Consider the following 20,154-nt stretch of genomic DNA (forward strand, 5'->3'; position numbering starts at 1 on the left):
TCTTCGCGGTTCGCCCCCCTGCTATGTCCATCATGCGCAGGACTCGGTGCGGGGTGCGCATCGAGGGCCTGGCCCAAGGCGACGTCATGCAGGTGATGCAAGACGGCTCCGGCGGTCTCGTACTCCTGGGTCAATCTCGCCGGAACCAGGTGAATGGCCCGGTACACACGCCTCTAGAGTTTCGTTTGTGACGAAAGTAGCCCCGGAAGGTGGGCCGGACGATCTCGGTCGGAGTTCCGTCTCCGAGACGTCGACCGCACGCGAGCAGCTCGTGGGACGCACCTGCGCGTGGTGCGGTGAACCGGTCGCCTACAGCGGCCGGGGCAGACCGCCGCGCTACTGCAGCCCTGTCCACCGCCGCCGGGCCTGGGAGCTGCGCACTGCGCAGGACCGCGCAGAGTGCCCGGTCAGCGACGGAGGCCAGAGCCGCGAGCCGGTCCGTGAAGTCGTGCAGCGCACCGAGACCGTGGTGCGCACCGTCGTACTCCAGGATCCGGACCGGATCCCGCTGGCACCCCGAGCAGCGCAACGATTGAACGGGGAGCCCTACACCTTGCCCGAAGACGCCGTGGAATGGATCGAGGCACTCGCTGCCTTGCGGAGGGCCGCGACCGACCCGAAGATCTACCCCTTCCGTGAACACGTCGCCCTCGCCTGCGAGAAGGCTGCGCAGGCGCTGCGTGGGGAGTTCTCGAGCCGGTGATGCCGGAACCGGGTGAACACGGTGACGGCCGTCGTGTCGTGCCCCCCACGGAAGTCCTTCCGCAGGGCTGACGAACAGGATCGACGCTGACGTGGGCCGTGTCCGTTGGGATGCCGCTCGCGTTGGTCGTGTGACCCGCCCGCGCTGTGTCCGCGGTCCCTTGTCCGTTCCGGTGGCGGATGCGGGACCGAGCTCTGGCCGGGTTCGGGCCCGGGCAGGCGGAGGCCCTGGGCGGTCATGGCCCGACAAGAGGTTCAGGGCCTCTGCTCGCACCGCGCAGCCTGTGGGGTGGAACGCGGCTGTGCGGGCCGGTCAAGGCCGGAAATCCGGCCGGGCAGAAGCGTTTTGCCGCCAACGATCAGTAATCAGCCCACCGCATGGAGTGGTTCGAGCTACTTGTGGGCTGGGACGTTCGTGTGACGGGGAGGGCGGGCCGGTGGTTCTGTCGATCAATGTTGCGGTTCTGCTGGCGGTCATCATCGTCGTGCGGCTGCGCAGGCGTACGGAGGCCCGGAGCCGGAACGACGAGAAGCTGACCGTCGTGATCGTGTTGGTGTTCGGCGTGCTGATCGCCCCTACCGCGTTCGGCCAGACCGTCTTCGATGTCGTCGGCCAACTCGCGCAGGGTGTCACCCAGTCGGGTAGTCCCTGAGTAGGTGTTTTTGAACCCAAAACTGGCTACGGGCAGGAGACCAGAGCGTGCCGATTGCCCGACGTCTGCGCTGCGTGCGTCGGCCTCCTCAACCGGCATGTCAGCAGGCGCGTCTCTCATCGAACTGGCTGTCGGACTCGGCTCGGTGACATCGGATACCTTGTGGAGGAGAGTTCCGATCATGGCGGCAGGCTCCGCTGTGAAAGCCGCTGGGGGGAAACACCGTGGATGACCTGACAAGTTCAGCGCCCCGTCTACTGCGATGGATCGGCCGAGGGATCGCTGGAGCCCTTGAGTTCATCAACCTGCGAGACGGATTCCGGGGATCCGGGCGTGCCAAGCGGCGTCGTGGGCGTCGTGCTCAGTGATCAGCCCCTAGCTTGAGGCGGGCCTCTTGGTCCACATGCTGGCGCGGGCGTTTTTGCGGGTGAGGCGCCGGGTCATCATGGTGATGAGTGCCCAGTTCAGGTGGGCTTCGGAGTGCTGAGGCAGACGTTCATAGTCGCGTGCGTTGCGGCGGGCGTTCATGCACCAGCCGATCGTGCGCTCGACTTTCCAACGGCGGGGCAGGACGACGAAGCCCTTGACGCCCTTGGGCCGGGAGACGATGCGCAGGCTCAGCCAGAGGCGGTCGCGGGCCCAGTCCACGAGGTCGCCAGCGTAGCCGCGGTCGGCCCAGACCTGGGTGATCTGCGGCTGGGTGAGACGCAGGCGCCAGAACACGTCGCGGGCGGCGTCGCGGTCCTGGATGTCGGCGGGCGTCACCGTGATCATCACGGGCAGGCCGAGCGTGTCCACGGTGATATGTCGCTTGCGGCCGTTGATTTTCTTCGCGGCGTCGTAGCCGCGGCTGTTGCGGCCGACAGTGGAGGCTCCCTTGACGGACTGGGAGTCGACGATCAGAGTCACCGGGTGCGGGCAGCGGCCCTTGCCGGTACGGACCCGGCGCCGGAGCTGGTCACGGATGTAGGTGACGGCCCCGGCCCGGTTCCACCGCCAGAAGAACCCGTAAACCGTCTCCCACGGCGGGAAATCCGCAGGCAGCGCCCGCCATTTCGCGCCGTTGTCGACGATGTAGCGGATGCCGTCGACGATCTCTCGCCGTGGCCACTTCTCCGGGTGGCCGCCGGTCTTGGTCTGGCAGGCTGGGACGGGCAGCAGGGGCTCCAGGAGTGCCCATTCGGCGGCGGAGGTGTCGGAGGGATAGCGGCGGCGACGGGATGAAGCGGGCATGGCGGGCTCGGCAGGGATGATCGGTGGCGGGGGCTACTTGGAGAGCTGGGCGAGGGTGGCGCGCACCCCGGTGAGCTGGGCGGTGGCGAGCTGGGCCCATTCGTCGTCGGGGTAGCGGGCCAGGTGCGGGTCGAGCGTGCCCGTGATCACCCGGGTGAGGCGGCCGAGGATCTGCCGGAACTGCCGCTTGTCGTATTCGATCCAGTCGGCGGGGTCGTCGGAGAACATGAACCCGTCCCGCCGTGTCCAGGTGATCGGCGTCAGGTTCTCCGCGGCGACGACATCGCGGACGTGCCGGATGCCGCGGCCGACCTGCCAGCGGGTCAGGCGGGTGGCGGCCATGAGTTGGTAGGTGTGCAGGCCGGCGGGGCGGGCTTCCATCAGGGCGACGCGGACCAGGTCGCCGTAGTGCTCGGCCAGCGGCCGGGCCTCCCGCCGTCGCGGCATGGCTACTCCTCGCCCTTGAGTAGTTGGACCAGCTGCTCGTCCAGGGTGAACTCGCCGTTGTCGAGCGCCCCTTCGAGCCAGTCGGCCGCCGCTCGGACCCGGCCGATCTGCCGGCGCACGGTCTCGCGCTCGTCCTCAGTGAACTCCTGGTCCCGCAGCTGCGGGACCAGGCGGCCGAGCGTGGCCACAAAGCCGTGGCAGGAGCCGACCAGGTCGAGGTACTCGATGGTGTGCTCGATCGCGCGGACGGCCGGGGTCCGTTCCCGGATCCTGTCGCGTGTCTCGTGCGAGTTGTCGAACTGGGCGCGGTTGACGAGCATCCGGGCAGTGTCGTCCCGCATCGTCTTGCGGGCCACGGTAGGGCGGCGCAGCAGGTCCGTGGTCACCTGCTGGGCGACGGTGTCGTCCCTGGTCAGCTCCGTGACGACCCGCACCCGCTCGGCCGGGGTGACGTGTTCGGTGACCGCCGGCCGCTTCAGCAGGTCGGTAGCGACCTGGGCGGCGACTTCGTCGTCCCGGGTCAGGTCGGCGACGGCCTGGACCTTCTCATCGACCGTGACCGGCCGGTCGACCCGCTGGCCGACGACTCGCTTCGCGCCGTCCGGCGTCCACTGCCGCGCCCCGGTGCGTGGGTTGAACGGTGCGTCCGCGATCGCCGCCCATCGTTCGTCCTCGTCCGCGACCGACGCGAGGATGCGGTGGACGGTGAACGACACGCCGTCCTTGCGGCGTCCCTCGGGCCATCGGTTGGCGGTGTAGCGCCAGTCCTCCACAGTCCGGCGCTCGACGCCGATGTCATCCGCGAACAGCTGCAACGACTCCGTCACCGTGAACAAGTCATCCGTGCCGTTCGGCATCGACCCGCCCACCGCCCTCATCGGCTCGATCTCCAACGCCATGTCACCCAGAGCAAATTGCGAGCGGGCGATCTGGGCGATCAGCTCCTTCGCCCTGGTGACGAGTTGTTCGTAACGCTGCCGGGTGACGTTCCCGATCCGGTCGGCCACGTCGGTCATGAGGACCACCGCCTCGCCCGGGTCCGGCCCGGCCACCACGACGTGACCGGTCTAGGGGGCTCCGGCCCCGGTCACCGTCCACCGTGACGCGGGCGCGACACGCCGAGACAGAGCGTGAACCGGGGGCGCTCGAAGCGCTCGGCAGTCCCTCCCAACTACCGTGCACAACATGGGGTGTTGAAGGTGTCCACGAGGCGTTCGGCTATGGCGTTTCCGTAACGTCATTCCGTGATGTCCGCCGCTGACGGCAGGCCCGCACCCGGCAACGGTCCGAGCAGTACACCGCAGCCTTCGACCGCTCCACCCCCACCGTCCACGACCGCCCGCACACCGGGCACTCCGCGTGCTCTCCCCGCTGCATCGCAGCCACCCGCTGCCGGGTCCGATGAAGCCTCCGCCACCGCCGTGACCGGCACCGACCCGAGCAAAACACCGCCTCCGCCGCCATCGTCTGCGGCAGCGGATCACCACACTCCCGGCAGTAACGCCGAGCCGTCCCACCAACCCCCACACCACAGATCATCCAGGCAGGCGCAGCTCACGGCCAGGGATCAAAAACACCTACTGAGCTCTGTGCCCTTGTCGGGCCCGCTGGCTCGAGGCTGCGGCGGTGTGGTACCGGCCATGGACGAACCGTCCAGTACTGCTCCAGGTGTAGGCCGGCGCCACCGGCTTCGTCGGCCTACACCAATGGGGAGATACGGGAGCGGCACTTCCCGCCGGGGCTCCCGACCCGACCACACCACCGAGTAGACCGGCCACGGCGCCGACCACGCTGCCGCCAGCCCCGTCCATGACTGCGACCACGGCTGGTCAGCGGGACGCGGCTGCCCCCCGCAGCGCTACGAGCCGGGCTCTTGGCGCAGGTCCAGGAAGAGGCGCAGCCGGACGCCGGGCTCTCCGGGCTCGTGGACCGTGCGGTCGGCCGGTGCGATCGCGTAGTTGGCGGCGAGCAGGTCCTGGACGGCGAAGGCGGTCGCATCGTCGGCGGCTGCGACCTCGACGACGGCCAGGCCCGGCTGTTCAACGTGCGTGTCATGGATCGGCCTCATACCCGGCATGACGTGCCGTCGCCGGTGAAGGTTCTGGCGATCGTGCGGGCTTCACCCGTCCGGGGACGAGAGTCGGCATGGGAGCCCAGCCCCGACCACGGCGGAGGACCCGACCACGAGGCCGACCACGGCAGGTCAGCGCGCTGGCGAACCCAGCCGCTGGCGGTGGCGGCCATCTGCTGCTCGGGTGCCTGGTGCCGGTGGTGCTTTTAGGCTGGGAGGGCTCGGGGCGTATCGCAGGAGGCTTGCCATGCCCCGAACGATCTGGTCCGGTGCGATCAGCTTCGGTCTCGTGACCATCCCGATCCGCGTCGCGTCCGCGACCGAGAATCACTCGATCCAGTTCCACCAGTACCACTTGGAGGACATGGGCCGGGTACGGGTGCGGAAGATCTGCGACCTTGAGGACCGCGAGATCCCCCAGTCGGAGATCGGCAAGGGCTACGAGTACGCCAAAGACCAGGTGGTGGCGATCTCGGACGCGGAGCTGCAGGACCTGCCCCTGCCCACGGCGAAGGCCATCGAGATCCAGGCCTTCGTGCCGCTGGAGTCGATCGATCCGATCCGCATCGCGGAGGGCTACTACCTGGTGCCGGACGGGCAGGTCGCGGCGAAGCCGTACAAGCTGCTGCGCCAAGCCCTGGGCAGGTCGTCGAAGGTCGCGATCGCCAAATATGCATGGTCGGGCCGGGAACGCCTGGGACTGCTGCGCCTGCGTGACGATGCGATCGTGCTGCATGCGATGCGCTGGCCGGACGAGGTCCGCGATCCGGCCGCTGTCGACCCGCCGCACGAGACGGTGTCGGAAGAGGAGATCGAGCAGGCGCTCGCCCTTATTGACCGCATGACTCAGGACGACCTCGAGGGCTCCGAGTTCACCGACACCTACACCGACGCCCTGGCGAAGATCATTGAGGCGAAGCGGGAAGAGAAGCCCCTTCCCGAAGCCCCCGAGCCGGAGCAGCCGGGCAGGGTCCTCGATCTCATGGCCGCACTCAACGAGTCTGTCCAGCAGGCCAAGGCATCCCGTGGCGAGGACGCCGACGTCCACGAGATGCCGAAGAAGAAGGCCGCGAAGAAGCAGCCGGCCAAGAAGACGACGGCGAAGAAGACCACGAAGAAGACGACTGCACGCCGATCACGAAGCGCCTGATGGTTCTGCCGCGCGCAGGGGGCCGGTGTCGGGCTGCCGTCCGGGGGCCACGATGTGAATCCGTTGCGCTGGATGTTGCGCGAGCCTTACCAACACTTCGGGATTCGCCCAGGTCACCCCGCCCGTAGGGCGTGGTCGGGCCGCGGACATCCCCGTTGCGACCCCCTTCGCCCATGCCCTGGCAGGAGTTGAGGTGTGGGAGGGCGGGATGGGCGGCGCGGGCGCGGCCGGGGAGCGGGGCTCGTTCACCGGTGTTGCGCGCCGGGCGGGGGCCGCCGCGCCGGGCCGTCGACGGGTGCGGCGGCCGGGGGACGGTCGGGCCGCGCGGCGCGCTCTGGACGACAAGCGTCGGCGGTTAGCTGGAGGCGCTGGCCGTCTGCTGCTCGTGGTGGTGCTTGAGCGCGGTCCGGGCCGCGAGGACGTCGGCCGCGGCGAAGTTGCTCCAGTACGGGTGCGTGACGATCGCCGTGGCGAGTTCGCGTTCCCGTGCCCGTAGCCGGGCGATCTCCGCCGCGTCCTGGGGGTCCCAGCCGGGGGAGGCGGGGCGCGATGCCGGCCGCCAGGCATTCTCGTGCGTCTCCCACGCGTCCAGCGGTTCGACCGACCACGGCACCCGCCGGTAGAGCGTCTGCAGATCAGCGCGGACCTGACGGAGTTCGTCCTGAGCGTCGGTCAGGTCCTTCGGGAAGTCGTACGAAGCTGCCACGGAGTAAAGGTACTGCTGTTCGAACCGTGCTCCGGTCTGCCGCGCGGCAACATCTCCTGCACCAACCCTCGCGTCTTCTCCTGCACCAACTCTTGCGACTTCTCTTGCGCGAGCCTGACGGGCGCCGCCGCATCCGTGCAGGTCACCCCCACCGTACGGGCGTGGTCGGGGCTCTGACCTCCCCTCTACGCCCCCGGACCACGCCCCACAGCAGGAAGAACAAGGAAGGTGGGTGGTGGGTCAGGTCCCGGGCGGCGGGCGAGGGGATCGGGGCGCGTTCGCTGGTGTTGCGCGCCGGGCGGGGCCGCCGCGCCAGGGCCGCCGACGGTGCGGCGGCCAGGGGTCAGGAGTCGTCGGGGGCGGAGCCAGTGACGTGGTCGATGGCACGCCCGTGCGCCGGGCGGCTGAGACCGCGTTCGTAGTGAAGCAGACGAGTCGTCTGTAGCAGCGGCGAGTCCGGGAGGGCACGTCCAGGTACTGCACGAGCGGTCCACGCCCCCGGGCGCTTCCGGTGCAGGTGTGCTGCCATGCACCAGGGTGGTGCCGAATCTGTCATCGCCGTCGTCGGTTCTTCGCGTTCCGGGCGTCGCTTCCGGTGGGATACGTGAGACTGCGGATGTGTTGATCGGTTCTCTCGTCGTAGGTATCGAGCTGGTGCTCGGGGTCGCGATCGCGCTGTTCTTCATTCCTGGACCCGTGCAGCGGTGGTGTTTTGGGCATTTGGAGGAGTTCGAGCGACTCCGCCTCGCCTCGGGGTTGCGTCGAGCTGTCCCGCTTCTGATGCAGATCCTGTTGCTGCCGCCTCGAATACTGGATCGGGTCGACGGCTACGGGTTGACCCCTGCGTATGTCGTGCGATGGTGGCGAGCTCTGCCCCTGGCCATGCCGATCAAGGCACTCCGTTTTGGCTTGCTGTTAGTCGTTGTGGCGAACATCGACAACGTGGCCGACTGGGAGCATCTGCGGCTGAGTGCGGATCCCGGACCGCAGCCGGGCCTGGTGCAGGCACTGCTCAGCAAAATCGTGGCTGTGCCGACGGCGGTGCGTACCTGGGACCTGTCGGTGATCGGCCAAGTACCGCCGTTCCTGTTCTTTGCCCTGATCTTGATCGCTGAAGTACGGCTTCTCAATCGCACCAACTTGACCAGCTCTGGAAACGGCGCGACGCATGACGCATACGACCTGGAGGCCCTCGGCGAGTACCCAGCCAAAGAGGGTGCGCGAAGGGAGTATCGCCGTTGCTGGCCTGCCGTGGCGCTACTGACGGTCGCAGCCCAGTGCGCCACAGTCCTTCGCCGCTGGGAGGAAACCCAGCCGGACTGCCAGATCCCCCGGGTTTCCATGCAACCGGTTGAACAAGTGATCTGGAAGGCACACCGCACCCGCCGCGCCAGAGCCAGACGGCACAACGAGCGGCAGTTCAAGGCACACGCCGCACTGGTGGTGGGCGCGCTACGAAAGGCCGAAGCACGGCAGGACTCCGAGCCGGGCCGGGCCCTTGAAGACCTCATCGTGATGCTGCTGACGATCGCGGAACGCTATGCCGAGGGCCGCATAGACGACCTTCTCGACGCAGATCAACTCGCCGACGTGGATCCGACCGCTCCGCGGGAGCGATTGCGGATGGGAGTGGTGGGGCTTGTGGTCGTGCTGGTTATGGCTTGTGCAGCTGTCCTCGGGTTGCCCGAGGCGGCACTCGTCCCTTTGCTGCCGGTGGTGGTGCTGTTTGTCGCGGTCGTTTTCAACCGTGGTCGGATGCCGACTGCGGGGCAGCTCACCGATTTGATCATCCCACGGTGAGGCTGAGCAGCTCTGGTTGAGTCCCACGTGCCTCACCGCTTAGGACACTTTCTAAGTCGATGATGTGGAGCTGGGTGTCGGGCTGGCAGTGGGTGCAGGCGTGCAGACCGTCGGTCAGGAGGCGGCGGGCTTCGTCGCGGCTGACGGGGCGGCGGCGGGAGCCGATCATGTGGCAGGTGCCGGCGTGGACCTGGACGGGTGTCTTGCTGGTGCCGATGCCGATCTCGACGACCCACTCCGGCGGCCGCGGCCGGGCCCGTCGGCCGTGTTCGGCTTCGGCCTCGCGGCGTTGCAGCAGGGCGATCTTCGCGTCGATGCGGTTCAGCCACAGGGCATGCCACACCCGCAGGGTGTGTAGTCGCTCCAGGTCGGGCGGCAGATCATCGAACACATTTTTGATTCTATGCTCATGATCACCGCTCGCGCCCTCGCGTGTTCGATTTTATGTTCGATAATGTGGTGGGGGAGGTGAGGCCGATGAGCACCCGCGCGACGGCAGGCGGGCATGGCCTGGTCATGCATGTGCGCTGCCCGGACCGGCTCCCGGAAGAGACCTTCCGCCAGGTCCTGGAGGAGCTGGCTGGCCTGTCGCCTGTGGTGCAGGCGCTGCCCCCGACCGCGGCCCTGGTGGACCTGCGCGGAGCGATGCGCTACCACGGCGTCGACGCCCGCCGGCTGGGGGAGGTGCTGCGGGTCAGGTCGATCTCCCGCCTCGGCATCGACGTCCGGGTCGGCGTCGGGCCCTCCATCACGATCGCCGCCACCGCCTCTGGACAGGTCCCCCTGCCGGGCGGCGTTCTGGCGATCGCTCCCGAGGACGTCACCGGCTGGCTCGGACCGCTGCCCGTCGACGTCCTGCACGGGATCGGTCCGCGCCAGGCGGCAGTACTGCGCGACTACGGCATCCACTGCGTGGGCCTGCTCGCCGCGGTGCCGCCCGCGACCGTACAGCGCCTGCTTGGCGGGAAGGCCGGCCGTCTGGCCGCCGACCGCGCCCGCGGCATCGACCCCCGCCCCGTCGTCCCCCGCGCCCTGCCCGCCACGGCGAGCGTGCACCACCGCTTCGATGAGCACACCCTGGACGGCGCCGTCGTCCGCGCCGCCCTGCTCGACATGGTCGTCCGGCTCGGCACCCGGCTGCGCGGCCGCGGCCAGGTGGCCCGCGCGCTGACCCTGACCCTGAAGTTCGCCGGCGGCGGCAGCTGGGACAAGACCCGCCGCCTGGCCGCCCCGTCAGCTCACGAGGACGACCTGCGCCAGCTCGCCTACCAGCTGATGGACGCCGCCGGCCTGCAGCGCGGCCGCCTGACCGGAATCGCCCTGAAGGGCGAAGACCTCATCGACGCCGACCAGGCGCCCCGGCAGCTCTCCCTCGATGACAGCCGCGAGGCCCGCCTCGCCGCCGAAACCGCCATCGACCGCGTCCGCGACAAGTTCGGCCCCCGCGTGATCGGCCCCGCCGCCGTCTTCCGCCGCGCCTCATAACCCCACCCCCGACCTGCTCCCGCTGGAGGTAGAACCGTGCTCCTCGACCCGCCAGGACCGCGCGGCAAGCCCCAGGGGATGCCGCACTGGCCCTACGTGAAGGCCGTCGACGACGCCCTCACCGCACGTGGCATCCCGCCGGGCACCGTACGGGCCAGCCACCACGGCCTCGAGCGCGGCCTGACCACCTACATCACTCTCGCCTGGGACGTCAGCCGCACTAGCGGCCGCGGCGGGATCCGGCTGGACTGGGAGGAACGCCAGGGCTGGTACTACGCCCTGACCGGGTTCGCTCCCCATGACGTGCTGCTCTATACCGTGGTCACGGTGCTGCGCACCCCCGTGGCTGCCCCCGAGACAGTGGCGGATGTTGCTGAGGAACTGGTGCGTCACCGGCGGCTGCCCGAGCGGGAGTTCCGGACAGAGTGGGAGGGTGCGCAGGCCGTACGCGACGCGGCCAACGACTTCCGTCGTGCCCGTCTCGGTCTGGGACCCGCCGGCCGGGCGGACCACGGCTCCGGGGAGGGAAGGTGTGCAGCTGACGATAGACACGCAGACCGATACCTACGAGCAGGCAATCGCGGCCGTGCAGGCCGCCTACGGCCTCAACCCCGCCGCCGTGGCGAGCAGTTGGCCCGACGCCCCCGCGGCGGTGCCCCGGCCGGGCCCCGAGAGCCTGAACGGCGAGGACCTGGGACAGGGCTGGACGGAGCGGATGCTGTTCGACACCGTCGCCGCCGTGGTGCCCGGCGCCCGGGCCGTGCTGCGCCGCCTGGTCGAAGTGGGCGGCACCGCCTCGTACGACGACGTCCAGGACCACTTCGCCGTGCACCCCGAGACACCGATCGACCCGAAGCGGATCGGCGGCACGCTCACCAGCATCCGCGCCGTACGGCGCCGGGTCGGCCCCGACAACCGGTCCAACCTCCTTGAGCGGGACGACCGCAGGCGCATCTACTGGATCGAGCCCGCCCTCCTGGAGGGCCTCAAACGCGCCTTCGACCTCGCTGAAGCCCGCCTCGACCTGCTGCGCCAGGAGCCGGCCGACTCCCAAACAAGGTTCGATCTGCGCCGAAACTGATCAGCTGAACGGGGAGGATTGCGAGGGGGCCCGCGCGGACGCGCGCGTCTCGCGCCACCGGCCGGGCGCCGTCCCCTGACCGATCCCGTGCCCGTGCCGACAACTGACGGGGCAGAAGAAAAGCCACAATTGTCAGTGGCCCTCGATACCGTTGGGGACTGATCAGGGCTTCCTGCGCCACGGCCGCAGTGACGCCGCTCGAGAGGTGTGGATGGTGAACGTGAGCGAAGATCAGTCTGCGGGCCACAGCCATGTCGTGCGTCCTGACCCCGTCCGGGACGTCTACCTGATGACGATCCTCGCGATGCTGGACGAGGACTCATCTAACAAGTCGGCCGTAAGCGTGACTCTGCAAGTAGGTGGCGCTCTTGTGACTGGAGAACTGATCGGTCACGGCAGGTGGCAAGACGAGTTCAAGGCATGGCTGGCGACCATCGGAGGTAGTTCCGACGTCCTTGCGACTGTGTTCGACGCTATCGATCAGGAGCGAGCGGGTCACGACCAGGACGATCCGAACCAGTTCCTGCACCTGAGGAACGCCAAGTTCATCACCAACTACCTGGGCAGCATGGAAGGCATCACGCCGCAAGGACCGGAACGGCCGCTCTGGCGCACCCGCATTGCTGAAGTCCAAGGATGGTCCCTAGGGAGGCCTCAGTGATGGACGCCCTTCACACGCAACTTGCTGCGTACGACCGAGCCTTGTCCTTGGCGAGCGAGACGTACAGGGGAATGTCCTCTGACGAGCGCACGGTCAGGGCTGACGCTGGCAAGCACCTCACCGAGCATGCTCCGAGCAATCGCACGGAGCCGACGTGCAATGGATGTGACGGGGCCCCGTGGCCCTGCAGCATCGTTAAGGGTGCCATTGTCTATGTCGACCCCCGCTACAACTGAGCCGCCGCAACATGCCGGTCCCACGTGACATCGACGGGCGCATGATTCTTTCCCGCGAACGGCTTGAGGCCCTCGACAGAATTGTGCGGCTGCGCTCGCAAGCCATGAACGATGGGGACCTCCCTCATCCGCATGACTGGCCGCTTCCCAGGTGTATCGAATGCCAGGGCCCGGTGGACCAGTGGGTGCGGAGCGGCGGCGACGGGTATCCCCTCAGGTACTGGTTCGGTCCGTGTGGACACGGCTTCGTTGCCGACCAGCCGTGAACTGCGCTACGGGTCATCAGTCCCGGGCGGCCTGGTGCGGCAGGCCCTCACGCATCGACACGCGTCCGGTGACTGCCAGCGACGTCGCCGGATCGGAGCAGGGGGAACGTTGCTGCGGATCTGATGTACACCAGGACCATGAAGACTCAAGAAGCGTTCTGCGTGCGATGTGGCAGCGCAGACACCCGAGTTACCCGCCTCGACCAGAACAGCGCGGAAGGTGACTGCTTCCGCTGCGACAAGCCTTTCCAGGCCACGCCGTGCCAGGGCTGCGGAGGCTTCCGCATCGACGGCTCATTCGGCATCTCCGGCACACGATTCGAGAACCTCCCGGAGACTGTGAAGTGCTGGGACTGCGGGCACCGTAACCCGCTACGCGATCCTGGCCCGGAGTAGACGAACACGCGGCCGTCGGTCCCTCTCAGGATGGGGAGACCGAGACCATGACCCTTAAATCCCAGGAAGACCAAGCCCTTAAAGCGATGCTTTCGCTCCTAAGGGATGTCCCGCAATGATCTTCTGGACATCGAGAACACCGGTGCCCCACGTGCCGGTTGGCTATTCGGCGAGGGTGAGGTTGTGAAGGCGGGCGATGCCAAGCATGGCGTGGTGCACGCCGTCGCCCTTCAGCCGGCAGTCACGGAGGATCTTCCAGCTCTTCATCCGGGAAAACGTGTGCTCGACGCGGGCGCGTACCTTGCGGTGTGAGCGGTTGTGCTCCTCTTTCCAGGCCGGGAGTTCGGCGTGGCCAGGGGCGCGGCGGTGCGGGATGATCAGGCCGGTTCCGCGGTATCCGCCGTCGGCAATCACTGTGGTGTTCCCGACGGCATTCTTCGCCCCGGACAGCTCCCATGCCATGCAGTCGTTTCGGTTGCCGGGCAGGGGCCGACCGATCGTGACGACCAGGAGGGTGTCGGCGTCGATGACGACCTGGTGGTTGGTGGAGTACCTGTAGTTCTTGGACTGCTCAGCCACTGAGTGATCGCGCGTAGGCACCAGGGTTCCGTCCACGATGAGCACCGCGTCCTTGCGGAATCGCTTGCGGGGCTGGAGGGCAAGCAGGGGCCCGAGGTGGTCGATGACTCGTCCAGCAGCGGACTTTGAGATGCCGAACAACGGGCCGAGTTGCCGCATCGTCAAGTTCGTTCGCCAGTACGCCGCGACCAGCAGAACTCGATCCTCCAGGGGCAGGCCCCAGGGCCGTCCCCTCCGGGCCGGATCCGCCCCTTCGCGCCGCAGCGCGGTGACGAGTTTGCGGAAACTTCGCAGGCTTAGCCCGGTGAACGGGCCTATCCAGGACGGCTGTGACGCCGTGATCACACCAGCCACGCGAAGATGATCACCCCCGACGGACCTACGAGGAGTGTGCAACCGCCTCTCGGACACCGGCCAACCGCAGCCGGTTCTCCCGCAGCCACTCCGAACCGACATCGATCGGCACCCGCACGGCGATCTGCGTCGACGGCGAGTCGTGCACCGTCACCTCCACCGGGTCATCCGGAACTACCTCCACCCAGGCGCTACGACCGCCTGCTGGCCACTCGGCTCCTTCCTCGGCCTGAAGGGCGGCGAGGCACCGCTCCCACTCGTCCAGGTCGTCCAGCGACACCTGCAGTCCGACCCGACCGCTGACGAAGCCGCTCTCCACGACGATCTCGGCGGCGTAGTACCGCTCTTCCCCCATCAGCAGAGGATCACTACATCTCACCTCAACGGTGACACTCTGGACCGGGTCTGCGAACCGGAAGAGTTCGACCGCCTGTACTTCGTCGACCACAGCTGCTGCCTCTTGAACACTCGATGGACCACGTCGGCCTTGATCCTCGCTCACTCTCCATCTTGGCCGACAGCCCCACGAGGCACATGCGGGACATCGCTTAGAGAGCATGAAGTCGTTTGAAGTGATGACGACGACTGATTCGAAGGCCTGGGAGGTCAGTCCGGGCAGTTCGCTCGCCATAGACGATGCCAAGATCAACCCGTATCACCTCTCCCACCTCGCGTGGCAGGCGCTGGGTGTCGGGGTTGATCACTTGCAATGCCTACGCTCGACTCTGATCGGTGACCAGCACGACGTCAGCAACCACACGTCGGTCACGGTGGTCTTGCATATCTACGCTCAAGCCACGCTCTTGCGCGCCGCGTTCGAGAACGCGTGCCGTGCCGTTTGGCTTCTCGCTCCCACGAATCGATTGGTACGTCTGCAGCGCAGGTTGTCCCTCCAAAATGACAGCAACCGCCACTCCGACCGCATGCATCAGCTCGTGGGAGCAACTCCGCCCCGCACCTCCGAGGCACGGAAAAAGGAGCTCACGGATCTGGCAGTTGCCGCAGGAACGGCACCCAGCGACGCCAAGAAAGCGCTGACGTTTGTTGGATTCCAGAAGGTTGTTCAAGATGCTGGACCGCGTCTGGGTGTTGAGGCCGACCAGGCCGAGGCGATCTGGAGCATGTGCAGCGCTCTTGCTCACGGTGACGTCCACAATTTGAGCTTCCTTGATCGCCAGGTTGTCGGCACGCAAGGCAATGTGAACCTGGCCAAGCTCACCAGTAACACCGACGTTCTGCTGCGGGCCGCCGAGCTTTCCGTCAGGATGCTCCGCCACGGCTTCGCTCTTTACGAGAAGGCCGCGGCCGCCACATAGCCCACAGGGGAAGCGGCCCGAAATCCCAGCGCCTACACGCACTCCAGTGCGATGCCACAGGCCCGGAGCAGCGAATGACCCCGGCCGCTTGGCGTCGGTGTACTGCTCCGGTGTGCTGTCCGGCTGTGTGCGCACTCTAGCTGCGGGCCGTAGAAGCACACCACGTAACCGTGGTGCAGGGCGGTTGAGTACCAGTCGGGTGAGGCGGGGACGGTGATGTGGGAGTAGACGCCGCCGTCCGGGGAGCGCAGCTCGAGCCGGTTGTCAGCCAGCCGGTGCAGGGCCCAACCCCGGATGGTCCGCAGATCGGCGAAGCCACGGGGGAGCGCTGCATCCCGGCCGTGATCGCGCCCTCAACCTGGATCTCCTTCGGCTCGCCGCCCGGGAGCCGGGACATCACCGGCGTTTCGGCTCGAAGAGGGCCACCGGCATCGGGTTCTCGCCGTCGGTGGTCTGGACGGCGCTGTTGTCCGGGTCGATGCCGGTGGCGACCTGCCCCGGCCTGAGCGGGAGTCCATGTATAACAACCGGCCGCGGTCGACGACGGTTTCGCTCAGATGCGCCCCCATACGGGCTATCAAACTGCGCGCCAGACGATCGCAGATCCTAGCGTTCTCAAAGTAGGTGGGGGTGAAAGAGAAAAGGAGTGTTGTATGCGCCGAAAACCGGCTTGCTCGTCTGGGCAAGCTGTCCTCGGACGAATATGTTTGCTCGTCCTGGTATCCGCGCTCTCGGTTGTCGCAGTCCTGCTTGGGCCAACAGTAGCTTCGGCTCAGAGCGAGGAAATCAGTCTGGAACCGACCCAAGGGCCTGTAAGTACCGAAGTCATCGTGCATGGGACGGGATGGCAAGAGCATTACAGCCGCGGTATAGAGGTGCCCATCAATATCGTAGGTTTGGGACGAGTAACTGTTGCTCACCCAGACTCGGACGGTGAGTTCAGGGTTCCAGTGACCATCCCGACCTCGTTCTCCCCAGGCGAGATGGTGGAAATCGACGCCATCATCGGAAACGGTGGCGCGGCAAGTGCGCACTTCCGAGTGACAGGAGATGGCGCTCCACTGACACCCAAGAAATGTGCACCTTGGCTGTTCTTCGGGATCCGAGGAGTGCGTGGACCGGGCGACAACGATCGGACCGAGCCTTTCATCACAGCCAGTGTGGTAAGGCATCTGCAGCAGACCCATGGCACGGAAAACGTCGAGGTCCAGTGGCTGGATTACAATCCGGCAACTGTTAACGTTTTCCTGACTCCGGAAGTAGATGCAGCCGTCGCAGCAGCTCGCCAAACGTCAGGAACCCTGACAGACAGCGCTGGTACGTCAAGGATCGAGCCGGTCAGGATTCCGAAGAAGCTCCCCAAAGAGCTTACGGACAGCGTTGCGATCGGCGTATCTAAGGCCATCGACAAGCTCACTTCGATCAAGAACAACGAGTGTGCTGACCAACACGTCGTGCTCGCTGGCTACTCAGAGGGCGCGTGGATTTTGGGGGACGCTCTGCAGATCGCGAGCAAGGACTTGGACCCGCTTTACTCGCGGATTGATCACGTGTTCCTGTGGGGCGATCCAAAGTTTGATCCACGCTCAGTGGCAGCGGTTAGGCCGGAGAGAGCCAGTCAACGGCCTGGCCCTTTGAACTCGATCGGGATCGCAGCGTACGCGCTGAAACTGCGCTCACAGTACTTGCCGGACGACCTAGAAGAGCGCTCGCAGTCCTACTGCTCCAGCCCGGGTGATCCAATAGACCCTGTCTGCTCGACACCGAGCTCGTTGCTCAACGGGGAGCCCACAGGATTTGACTGGGCAGCAGCCATGGACACTTGCCGTAGTATATGGCGAGCAGGTGTCACGGAAGGTGTTTTTACAGGGTTCTCGCGGATTAATCCGCAGTCTTCCTGTGGACACCTGAGGTACACGGGCGCGAAGGCCGTTGATTATATGCGGTTGGGCCCGTAAGAGGAAAACTCTCTGCGCTGCCCCGAGGAAAAAACCCGGGGCAGCGTACTCCTTATCAAGGCTGTAGCGACGGCTCTACGTCGCCGCCCATTCCAGCCCCAGCGTGGCGAGCTGCTGGAGCCGCTCGGTGGTGAGTTTGGTGCGGCGGGTCTTTTGGTTCATGATCCACACTCCGAGTTTGACCTCCGACCCGTCCGGCAGCGTCTCGGCGTGTCCCCGTGGGACGGTCACGGAGCCTGTGCGCTCCCGGTACTGGGCGAGGGCTGCGACGCCCTTCTCGAAGGCGTTCACGGGCGTGGTGGGCGGCTTTGCGGGAGCTTCTGGCTCGGGCTTCGGGGTGGGCGGTGTGATGGCGAGTTGCTGCAGGCGTTCGCGCTGTCCGTCGGTCAGTGCCTGCCAGACCTTCGGGGTGCGTTGTCGGGCGAGCCATTTGCCGATGTCCATGCCGTGGACGGTGAGGCCGGGCAGGACCTCGGTCTCACCGGCTTGTCCGTGTTCGTTGGCGACGAGTTCGCGTAGGGCGGCGTAGTGGCGTTGCCAGTCCGCCGACCACGCCGGGTTCCAGTCCTGGTCCACAGCCTCCAGCGCCGTCTTCCATTCCGGGCGGTCGTCCAGTGCACCGGGGCGGCGCAAATTGCTGAGCCATTGCCCCACGGGCTTGTCGAGCATGGTTGCGGTTCGGGGCGCGCAGAGGGTCCAGTGCTGGTCGTAGTACGCCTTGGCGGCTTCCAGGTTTTCCTGGAAGCGTTCGTCCGCCACCGACCACACCATGCCCAGCTGCTCGAGCCTGCGGGCGCGCAGCCCGCTCATCTCTCCGGCCGAGTACGCCCGTCGCTGCTCCGCGACCCATTGCCCAAGTGGTGTGGCGCCTTCGCGGTGTCCGTAGGGCACTCTCGCGTTCCCGACCCGTTCGACGTATGTCTTCAGTTTCGCCCAGGCGCGGGCCCAGTCCTGGCGTTCGGTGTCGATGACGTTGAAGGAGACCCAGTCGGCGACCATCACCGGGTCGCGGGGGGCGGCGAAACGGAGCAGCAACCGTGATTCGGCTTCGCCTTCCTCTGGCGGCGTACCGATGTTCACGGACGGTTGGGCGACATCTTTCTGAGGCTCCTGCGGAATGGCGAGCAGCTCGATCGCTTCTTCATCGTGGGCACGCAGACCTTCAAGGACTTTCACCAGGGGCCGATACGACCCCGAGGTGAACATGTCCTCGGGCTGTTCTCCGGGCTGGAGGAAGACGGGCACGATCAGGGAGGCGAGTTTGCCTTGTCCGGGCTTTTGCCGGAGTGCGCGGCCGATGGCCTGGACGATGTCGTGCGGCGCGCCCTTGGGGTCCAACAGGGCAACGCTGTCCACAGCTCTGATGTCGACGCCCTCGCCCAGGACCCGGCAGTTCGAGAGCACGGCACGCTGCGCCGTGGTCCCGAACGCACCCAGGACTTCCCGCCGGCGTTCGGGGACGTGCTCACCGCACAGCCAGTCAGCCCAGATCCGCTTCGGGTACGTCTCCGGCTGATCAGCGTGCAGCTTGGCCGCCACACGCTGCAGTCCTTCCGCGTACGCCTGTGCCTCGATGGTCCGGTGGTGGAAGGTGATGCACGTCGACAGGTCGTGCTGCGCCATCGTGTGCAGCAACGCGGCCTGGAGGGCTCCGAGCCGCTGCCCGCGCACCTCCTCGCTGCGCCGCTCCTCACCCATCAGCCGTTCGGGCGTGACGACGGGGTCCTTCAGTTCCAGCACGATGATCTGATACCGCGCCAGCAAGCCCCGCGAGACAGCCGACGCCAAGCTGAGCTTGTAGAGGACGGGCCCGAAGACGGTCTCGTCGTCCATGGACGCCGCCATCTCCCGCGGCAGCGGGTCACGGACTCCTTCGGCGACCTCCCGGTTGAGCCGCTCTTCCCAGATCCTCGGTGTGGCCGTCAGGTACAGCCGACGTGCTGCCGGGATGACGCTCTGGTCGTGGATGTCCGCCCAGGCCTTACCCATCGAGCCACTTGTCCTGTGGGCCTCATCAACTACCGCGAGGTCTACTCGATCAAGCTTCTGACCGTAGACACCCTCGAAAGCCTCCGCCAGAACACCCAAAGACGCGTAGGTGGCGTAGATGGTCACCGGCCCCTGCCCGTGCCACAGTGCCAACTGGATCGGGTTCGTCGTGGAGCGCACCTTCAACGACCACAGCTCCGGATCGTCCTGGAGCGAACACACCGCCACCGCCGGCCCCGTGTGCCCGGCCTCGTGCCACGCCCTCACTGTCTGCGCCAGCAGATCCAGCGTCGGCACCAGCACGAGCACACGCCCCCTGGGCACAAGACGCCTCGCCGACGCGGCAGCCATGATGGTCTTCCCCGTGCCACACGCGGCGTGCACCTGCCCGCGAAGACCATTCCAGGGGATTCCACCCGGCGGAACATCAAGACCGCGCACAATGGCGGCAACGGCCTCGATCTGGTGATCACGCAGCTTCACGGCCATGCCTCGTGTTCTCCTTTTCGCGGAATGCAGCGCGTAATAGCAAATGGAATCCAGGCGCGAGGTGCGCGGCGGTAGAGGTGTAGCATCTGATCCCAGACTCTACACAGTGATAACTCGTGATGCATCATCCGCGCACCAACTTCTGCGCCCGAGGGTTACACCTGACTCAATCCCATCCATCCCATCCATGAACGGCCGGTTGTCCTGTATGCTGACAGGGCGTTCGTGAACACGTCGGGACAGTCAGGCGATGGGGGAGGGGTTCAGGGTGGAGCGCAGCGGAACCCGTCGCTACCGTGAGGCCGGCACCTCGCCAGGCCGACGGTCCGTCACATCCGTTACATGGGTGGTAGCTGAGAATCCCAAGCCCTACACAGACCCACGCCTGATGCGCCCACCCCTTACCGCCAGCCCCAGAAATCCCGCTTGCGGGATTCCCTCAATTCGCGCTTGCGCGAATTGACGCGCACTCAGAATTCCGCTTGCGGAATTCGATTCCCGCGCTTGCGCGGGAATCTGGTGGAGCGTCAGCGGAGCCGCAACCCTATGCAGCGCGCTAGCGCTGCATTCCCGCTCCGCGGG

Annotated in this window: 18 protein-coding genes and 1 pseudogene; 10 read left to right on the forward strand and 9 right to left on the reverse strand. The window is 66.8% G+C overall.

Features of this window, described 5'->3' with window-relative positions; translation table 11 throughout:
• The first annotated feature begins 187 nt into the window (after nucleotides 1-187).
• Together ACI2L1_RS24775 and ACI2L1_RS24780 are read left to right on the forward strand one after the other, a co-directional pair.
• Complete coding sequence (locus ACI2L1_RS24775) at nucleotides 188-703, forward strand: hypothetical protein (RefSeq protein ID WP_404741533.1); 516 nt, start codon at nucleotides 188-190, stop codon at nucleotides 701-703.
• A gap of 436 nt (nucleotides 704-1,139) precedes the next feature.
• Nucleotides 1,140-1,355 (forward strand): hypothetical protein, encoded by a 216-nt coding sequence (locus ACI2L1_RS24780; protein ID WP_069757814.1) that lies wholly within the window; start codon nucleotides 1,140-1,142, stop codon nucleotides 1,353-1,355.
• A gap of 375 nt (nucleotides 1,356-1,730) precedes the next feature.
• Here ACI2L1_RS24780 and ACI2L1_RS24785 read toward each other — a convergent pair whose 3' ends face one another.
• The 4 genes from ACI2L1_RS24785 to ACI2L1_RS24800 all read right to left on the reverse strand — a co-directional run bounded on the left by ACI2L1_RS24785 (nucleotide 1,731) and on the right by ACI2L1_RS24800 (nucleotide 5,103).
• Nucleotides 1,731-2,588 carry an IS5 family transposase gene (locus tag ACI2L1_RS24785; protein ID WP_404741534.1) on the reverse strand — a complete coding sequence of 286 codons (858 nt, stop codon included), beginning with the start codon at nucleotides 2,586-2,588 and terminating at the stop codon, nucleotides 1,731-1,733.
• Between the two features lie 33 nt (nucleotides 2,589-2,621).
• Complete coding sequence (locus ACI2L1_RS24790; protein WP_361710018.1) at nucleotides 2,622-3,035, reverse strand: hypothetical protein; 414 nt, start codon at nucleotides 3,033-3,035, stop codon at nucleotides 2,622-2,624.
• A gap of 2 nt (nucleotides 3,036-3,037) precedes the next feature.
• Entirely contained in the window at nucleotides 3,038-4,051 is a 1,014-nt protein-coding gene (locus tag ACI2L1_RS24795; RefSeq protein WP_404741535.1) for a DUF6192 family protein, read from the reverse strand.
• Nucleotides 4,052-4,893: 842 nt separating this feature from the next.
• Nucleotides 4,894-5,103, reverse strand: a complete 210-nt coding sequence (locus tag ACI2L1_RS24800) for a DUF6207 family protein (RefSeq protein ID WP_404741536.1) — start codon at nucleotides 5,101-5,103, stop codon at nucleotides 4,894-4,896.
• A 250-nt stretch (nucleotides 5,104-5,353) separates the two neighbouring features.
• Here ACI2L1_RS24800 and ACI2L1_RS24805 point away from each other — a divergent pair, with 250 nt between their 5' ends.
• Nucleotides 5,354-6,256, forward strand: coding sequence for a Ku protein (locus ACI2L1_RS24805; protein WP_404741537.1), 903 nt, complete (start codon nucleotides 5,354-5,356; stop codon nucleotides 6,254-6,256).
• A 355-nt stretch (nucleotides 6,257-6,611) separates the two neighbouring features.
• Here the strand turns inward: ACI2L1_RS24805 and ACI2L1_RS24810 are convergent, their stop codons facing one another.
• Nucleotides 6,612-6,962, reverse strand: a complete 351-nt coding sequence (locus tag ACI2L1_RS24810; RefSeq protein WP_404741538.1) for a hypothetical protein — start codon at nucleotides 6,960-6,962, stop codon at nucleotides 6,612-6,614.
• A gap of 618 nt (nucleotides 6,963-7,580) precedes the next feature.
• On the opposite strand from ACI2L1_RS24810, the gene ACI2L1_RS24815 reads away from it, so the two are divergent.
• The gene (locus ACI2L1_RS24815) at nucleotides 7,581-8,762 is read left to right on the forward strand and encodes a hypothetical protein (protein WP_404741539.1); all 1,182 of its coding nucleotides are present in this window, start codon (nucleotides 7,581-7,583) and stop codon (nucleotides 8,760-8,762) included.
• Here the strand turns inward: ACI2L1_RS24815 and ACI2L1_RS24820 are convergent.
• On the reverse strand, nucleotides 8,749-9,153 hold the full coding sequence (locus ACI2L1_RS24820; protein WP_404741540.1) for a DUF6233 domain-containing protein: 405 nt from the start codon (nucleotides 9,151-9,153) through the stop codon (nucleotides 8,749-8,751). The two genes, ACI2L1_RS24815 and ACI2L1_RS24820, sit on opposite strands and share 14 nt — an antisense overlap.
• A gap of 86 nt (nucleotides 9,154-9,239) precedes the next feature.
• Here ACI2L1_RS24820 and ACI2L1_RS24825 point away from each other — a divergent pair, with 86 nt between their 5' ends.
• The 4 genes and pseudogenes from ACI2L1_RS24825 to ACI2L1_RS24840 all read left to right on the forward strand — a co-directional run bounded on the left by ACI2L1_RS24825 (nucleotide 9,240) and on the right by ACI2L1_RS24840 (nucleotide 11,989).
• Nucleotides 9,240-10,247 carry a hypothetical protein gene (locus ACI2L1_RS24825; protein WP_404741541.1) on the forward strand — a complete coding sequence of 336 codons (1,008 nt, stop codon included), beginning with the start codon at nucleotides 9,240-9,242 and terminating at the stop codon, nucleotides 10,245-10,247.
• 78 nt (nucleotides 10,248-10,325) lie between these two features.
• Nucleotides 10,326-10,613: pseudogene (locus ACI2L1_RS24830) on the forward strand (DUF6292 family protein); the annotation flags it as partial.
• A gap of 166 nt (nucleotides 10,614-10,779) precedes the next feature.
• Nucleotides 10,780-11,328 (forward strand): hypothetical protein, encoded by a 549-nt coding sequence (locus ACI2L1_RS24835; protein ID WP_404741542.1) that lies wholly within the window; start codon nucleotides 10,780-10,782, stop codon nucleotides 11,326-11,328.
• Nucleotides 11,329-11,548: 220 nt separating this feature from the next.
• Complete coding sequence (locus ACI2L1_RS24840; protein WP_404741543.1) at nucleotides 11,549-11,989, forward strand: hypothetical protein; 441 nt, start codon at nucleotides 11,549-11,551, stop codon at nucleotides 11,987-11,989.
• Between the two features lie 1,060 nt (nucleotides 11,990-13,049).
• Here ACI2L1_RS24840 and ACI2L1_RS24845 read toward each other — a convergent pair.
• On the reverse strand, nucleotides 13,050-13,820 hold the full coding sequence (locus ACI2L1_RS24845; protein ID WP_404741544.1) for a transposase: 771 nt from the start codon (nucleotides 13,818-13,820) through the stop codon (nucleotides 13,050-13,052).
• A gap of 25 nt (nucleotides 13,821-13,845) precedes the next feature.
• Entirely contained in the window at nucleotides 13,846-14,451 is a 606-nt protein-coding gene (locus ACI2L1_RS24850) for a DUF5959 family protein (protein WP_404741545.1), read from the reverse strand.
• Here ACI2L1_RS24850 and ACI2L1_RS24855 point away from each other — a divergent pair.
• The gene (locus ACI2L1_RS24855; protein WP_404741556.1) at nucleotides 14,378-15,136 is read left to right on the forward strand and encodes a hypothetical protein; all 759 of its coding nucleotides are present in this window, start codon (nucleotides 14,378-14,380) and stop codon (nucleotides 15,134-15,136) included. The genes ACI2L1_RS24850 and ACI2L1_RS24855 overlap by 74 nt on opposite strands.
• A 950-nt stretch (nucleotides 15,137-16,086) precedes the next feature.
• On the forward strand, nucleotides 16,087-17,094 hold the full coding sequence (locus ACI2L1_RS24860) for a cutinase family protein (protein ID WP_404741546.1): 1,008 nt from the start codon (nucleotides 16,087-16,089) through the stop codon (nucleotides 17,092-17,094).
• 75 nt (nucleotides 17,095-17,169) lie between these two features.
• Here the strand turns inward: ACI2L1_RS24860 and ACI2L1_RS24865 are convergent, their stop codons facing one another.
• Nucleotides 17,170-19,572, reverse strand: coding sequence for a Helicase associated domain protein (locus ACI2L1_RS24865; protein ID WP_404741547.1), 2,403 nt, complete (start codon nucleotides 19,570-19,572; stop codon nucleotides 17,170-17,172).
• Nucleotides 19,573-20,154 lie beyond the last annotated feature (582 nt).

The sequence above is a fragment of the Streptomyces sp. NPDC019531 genome, from assembly GCF_044903305.1.
Classification (GTDB): domain Bacteria; phylum Actinomycetota; class Actinomycetes; order Streptomycetales; family Streptomycetaceae; genus Streptomyces.

Bases quoted from the DNA above. Each gene is read 5' to 3' on its own strand.
- ACI2L1_RS24785 (WP_404741534.1), bottom strand. From the start codon at position 2,588: ATGCCCGCTTCATCCCGTCGCCGCCGCTATCCCTCCGACACCTCCGCC.
- ACI2L1_RS24790 (WP_361710018.1), bottom strand. From the start codon at position 3,035: ATGCCGCGACGGCGGGAGGCCCGGCCGCTGGCCGAGCACTACGGCGAC.
- ACI2L1_RS24795 (WP_404741535.1), bottom strand. From the start codon at position 4,051: ATGACCGACGTGGCCGACCGGATCGGGAACGTCACCCGGCAGCGTTAC.
- ACI2L1_RS24800 (WP_404741536.1), bottom strand. From the start codon at position 5,103: ATGAGGCCGATCCATGACACGCACGTTGAACAGCCGGGCCTGGCCGTC.
- ACI2L1_RS24805 (WP_404741537.1), top strand. From the start codon at position 5,354: ATGCCCCGAACGATCTGGTCCGGTGCGATCAGCTTCGGTCTCGTGACC.
- ACI2L1_RS24825 (WP_404741541.1), top strand. From the start codon at position 9,240: ATGAGCACCCGCGCGACGGCAGGCGGGCATGGCCTGGTCATGCATGTG.
- ACI2L1_RS24855 (WP_404741556.1), top strand. From the start codon at position 14,378: ATGAAGTCGTTTGAAGTGATGACGACGACTGATTCGAAGGCCTGGGAG.
- ACI2L1_RS24850 (WP_404741545.1), bottom strand. From the start codon at position 14,451: ATGGCGAGCGAACTGCCCGGACTGACCTCCCAGGCCTTCGAATCAGTC.
- ACI2L1_RS24865 (WP_404741547.1), bottom strand. From the start codon at position 19,572: ATGGCCGTGAAGCTGCGTGATCACCAGATCGAGGCCGTTGCCGCCATT.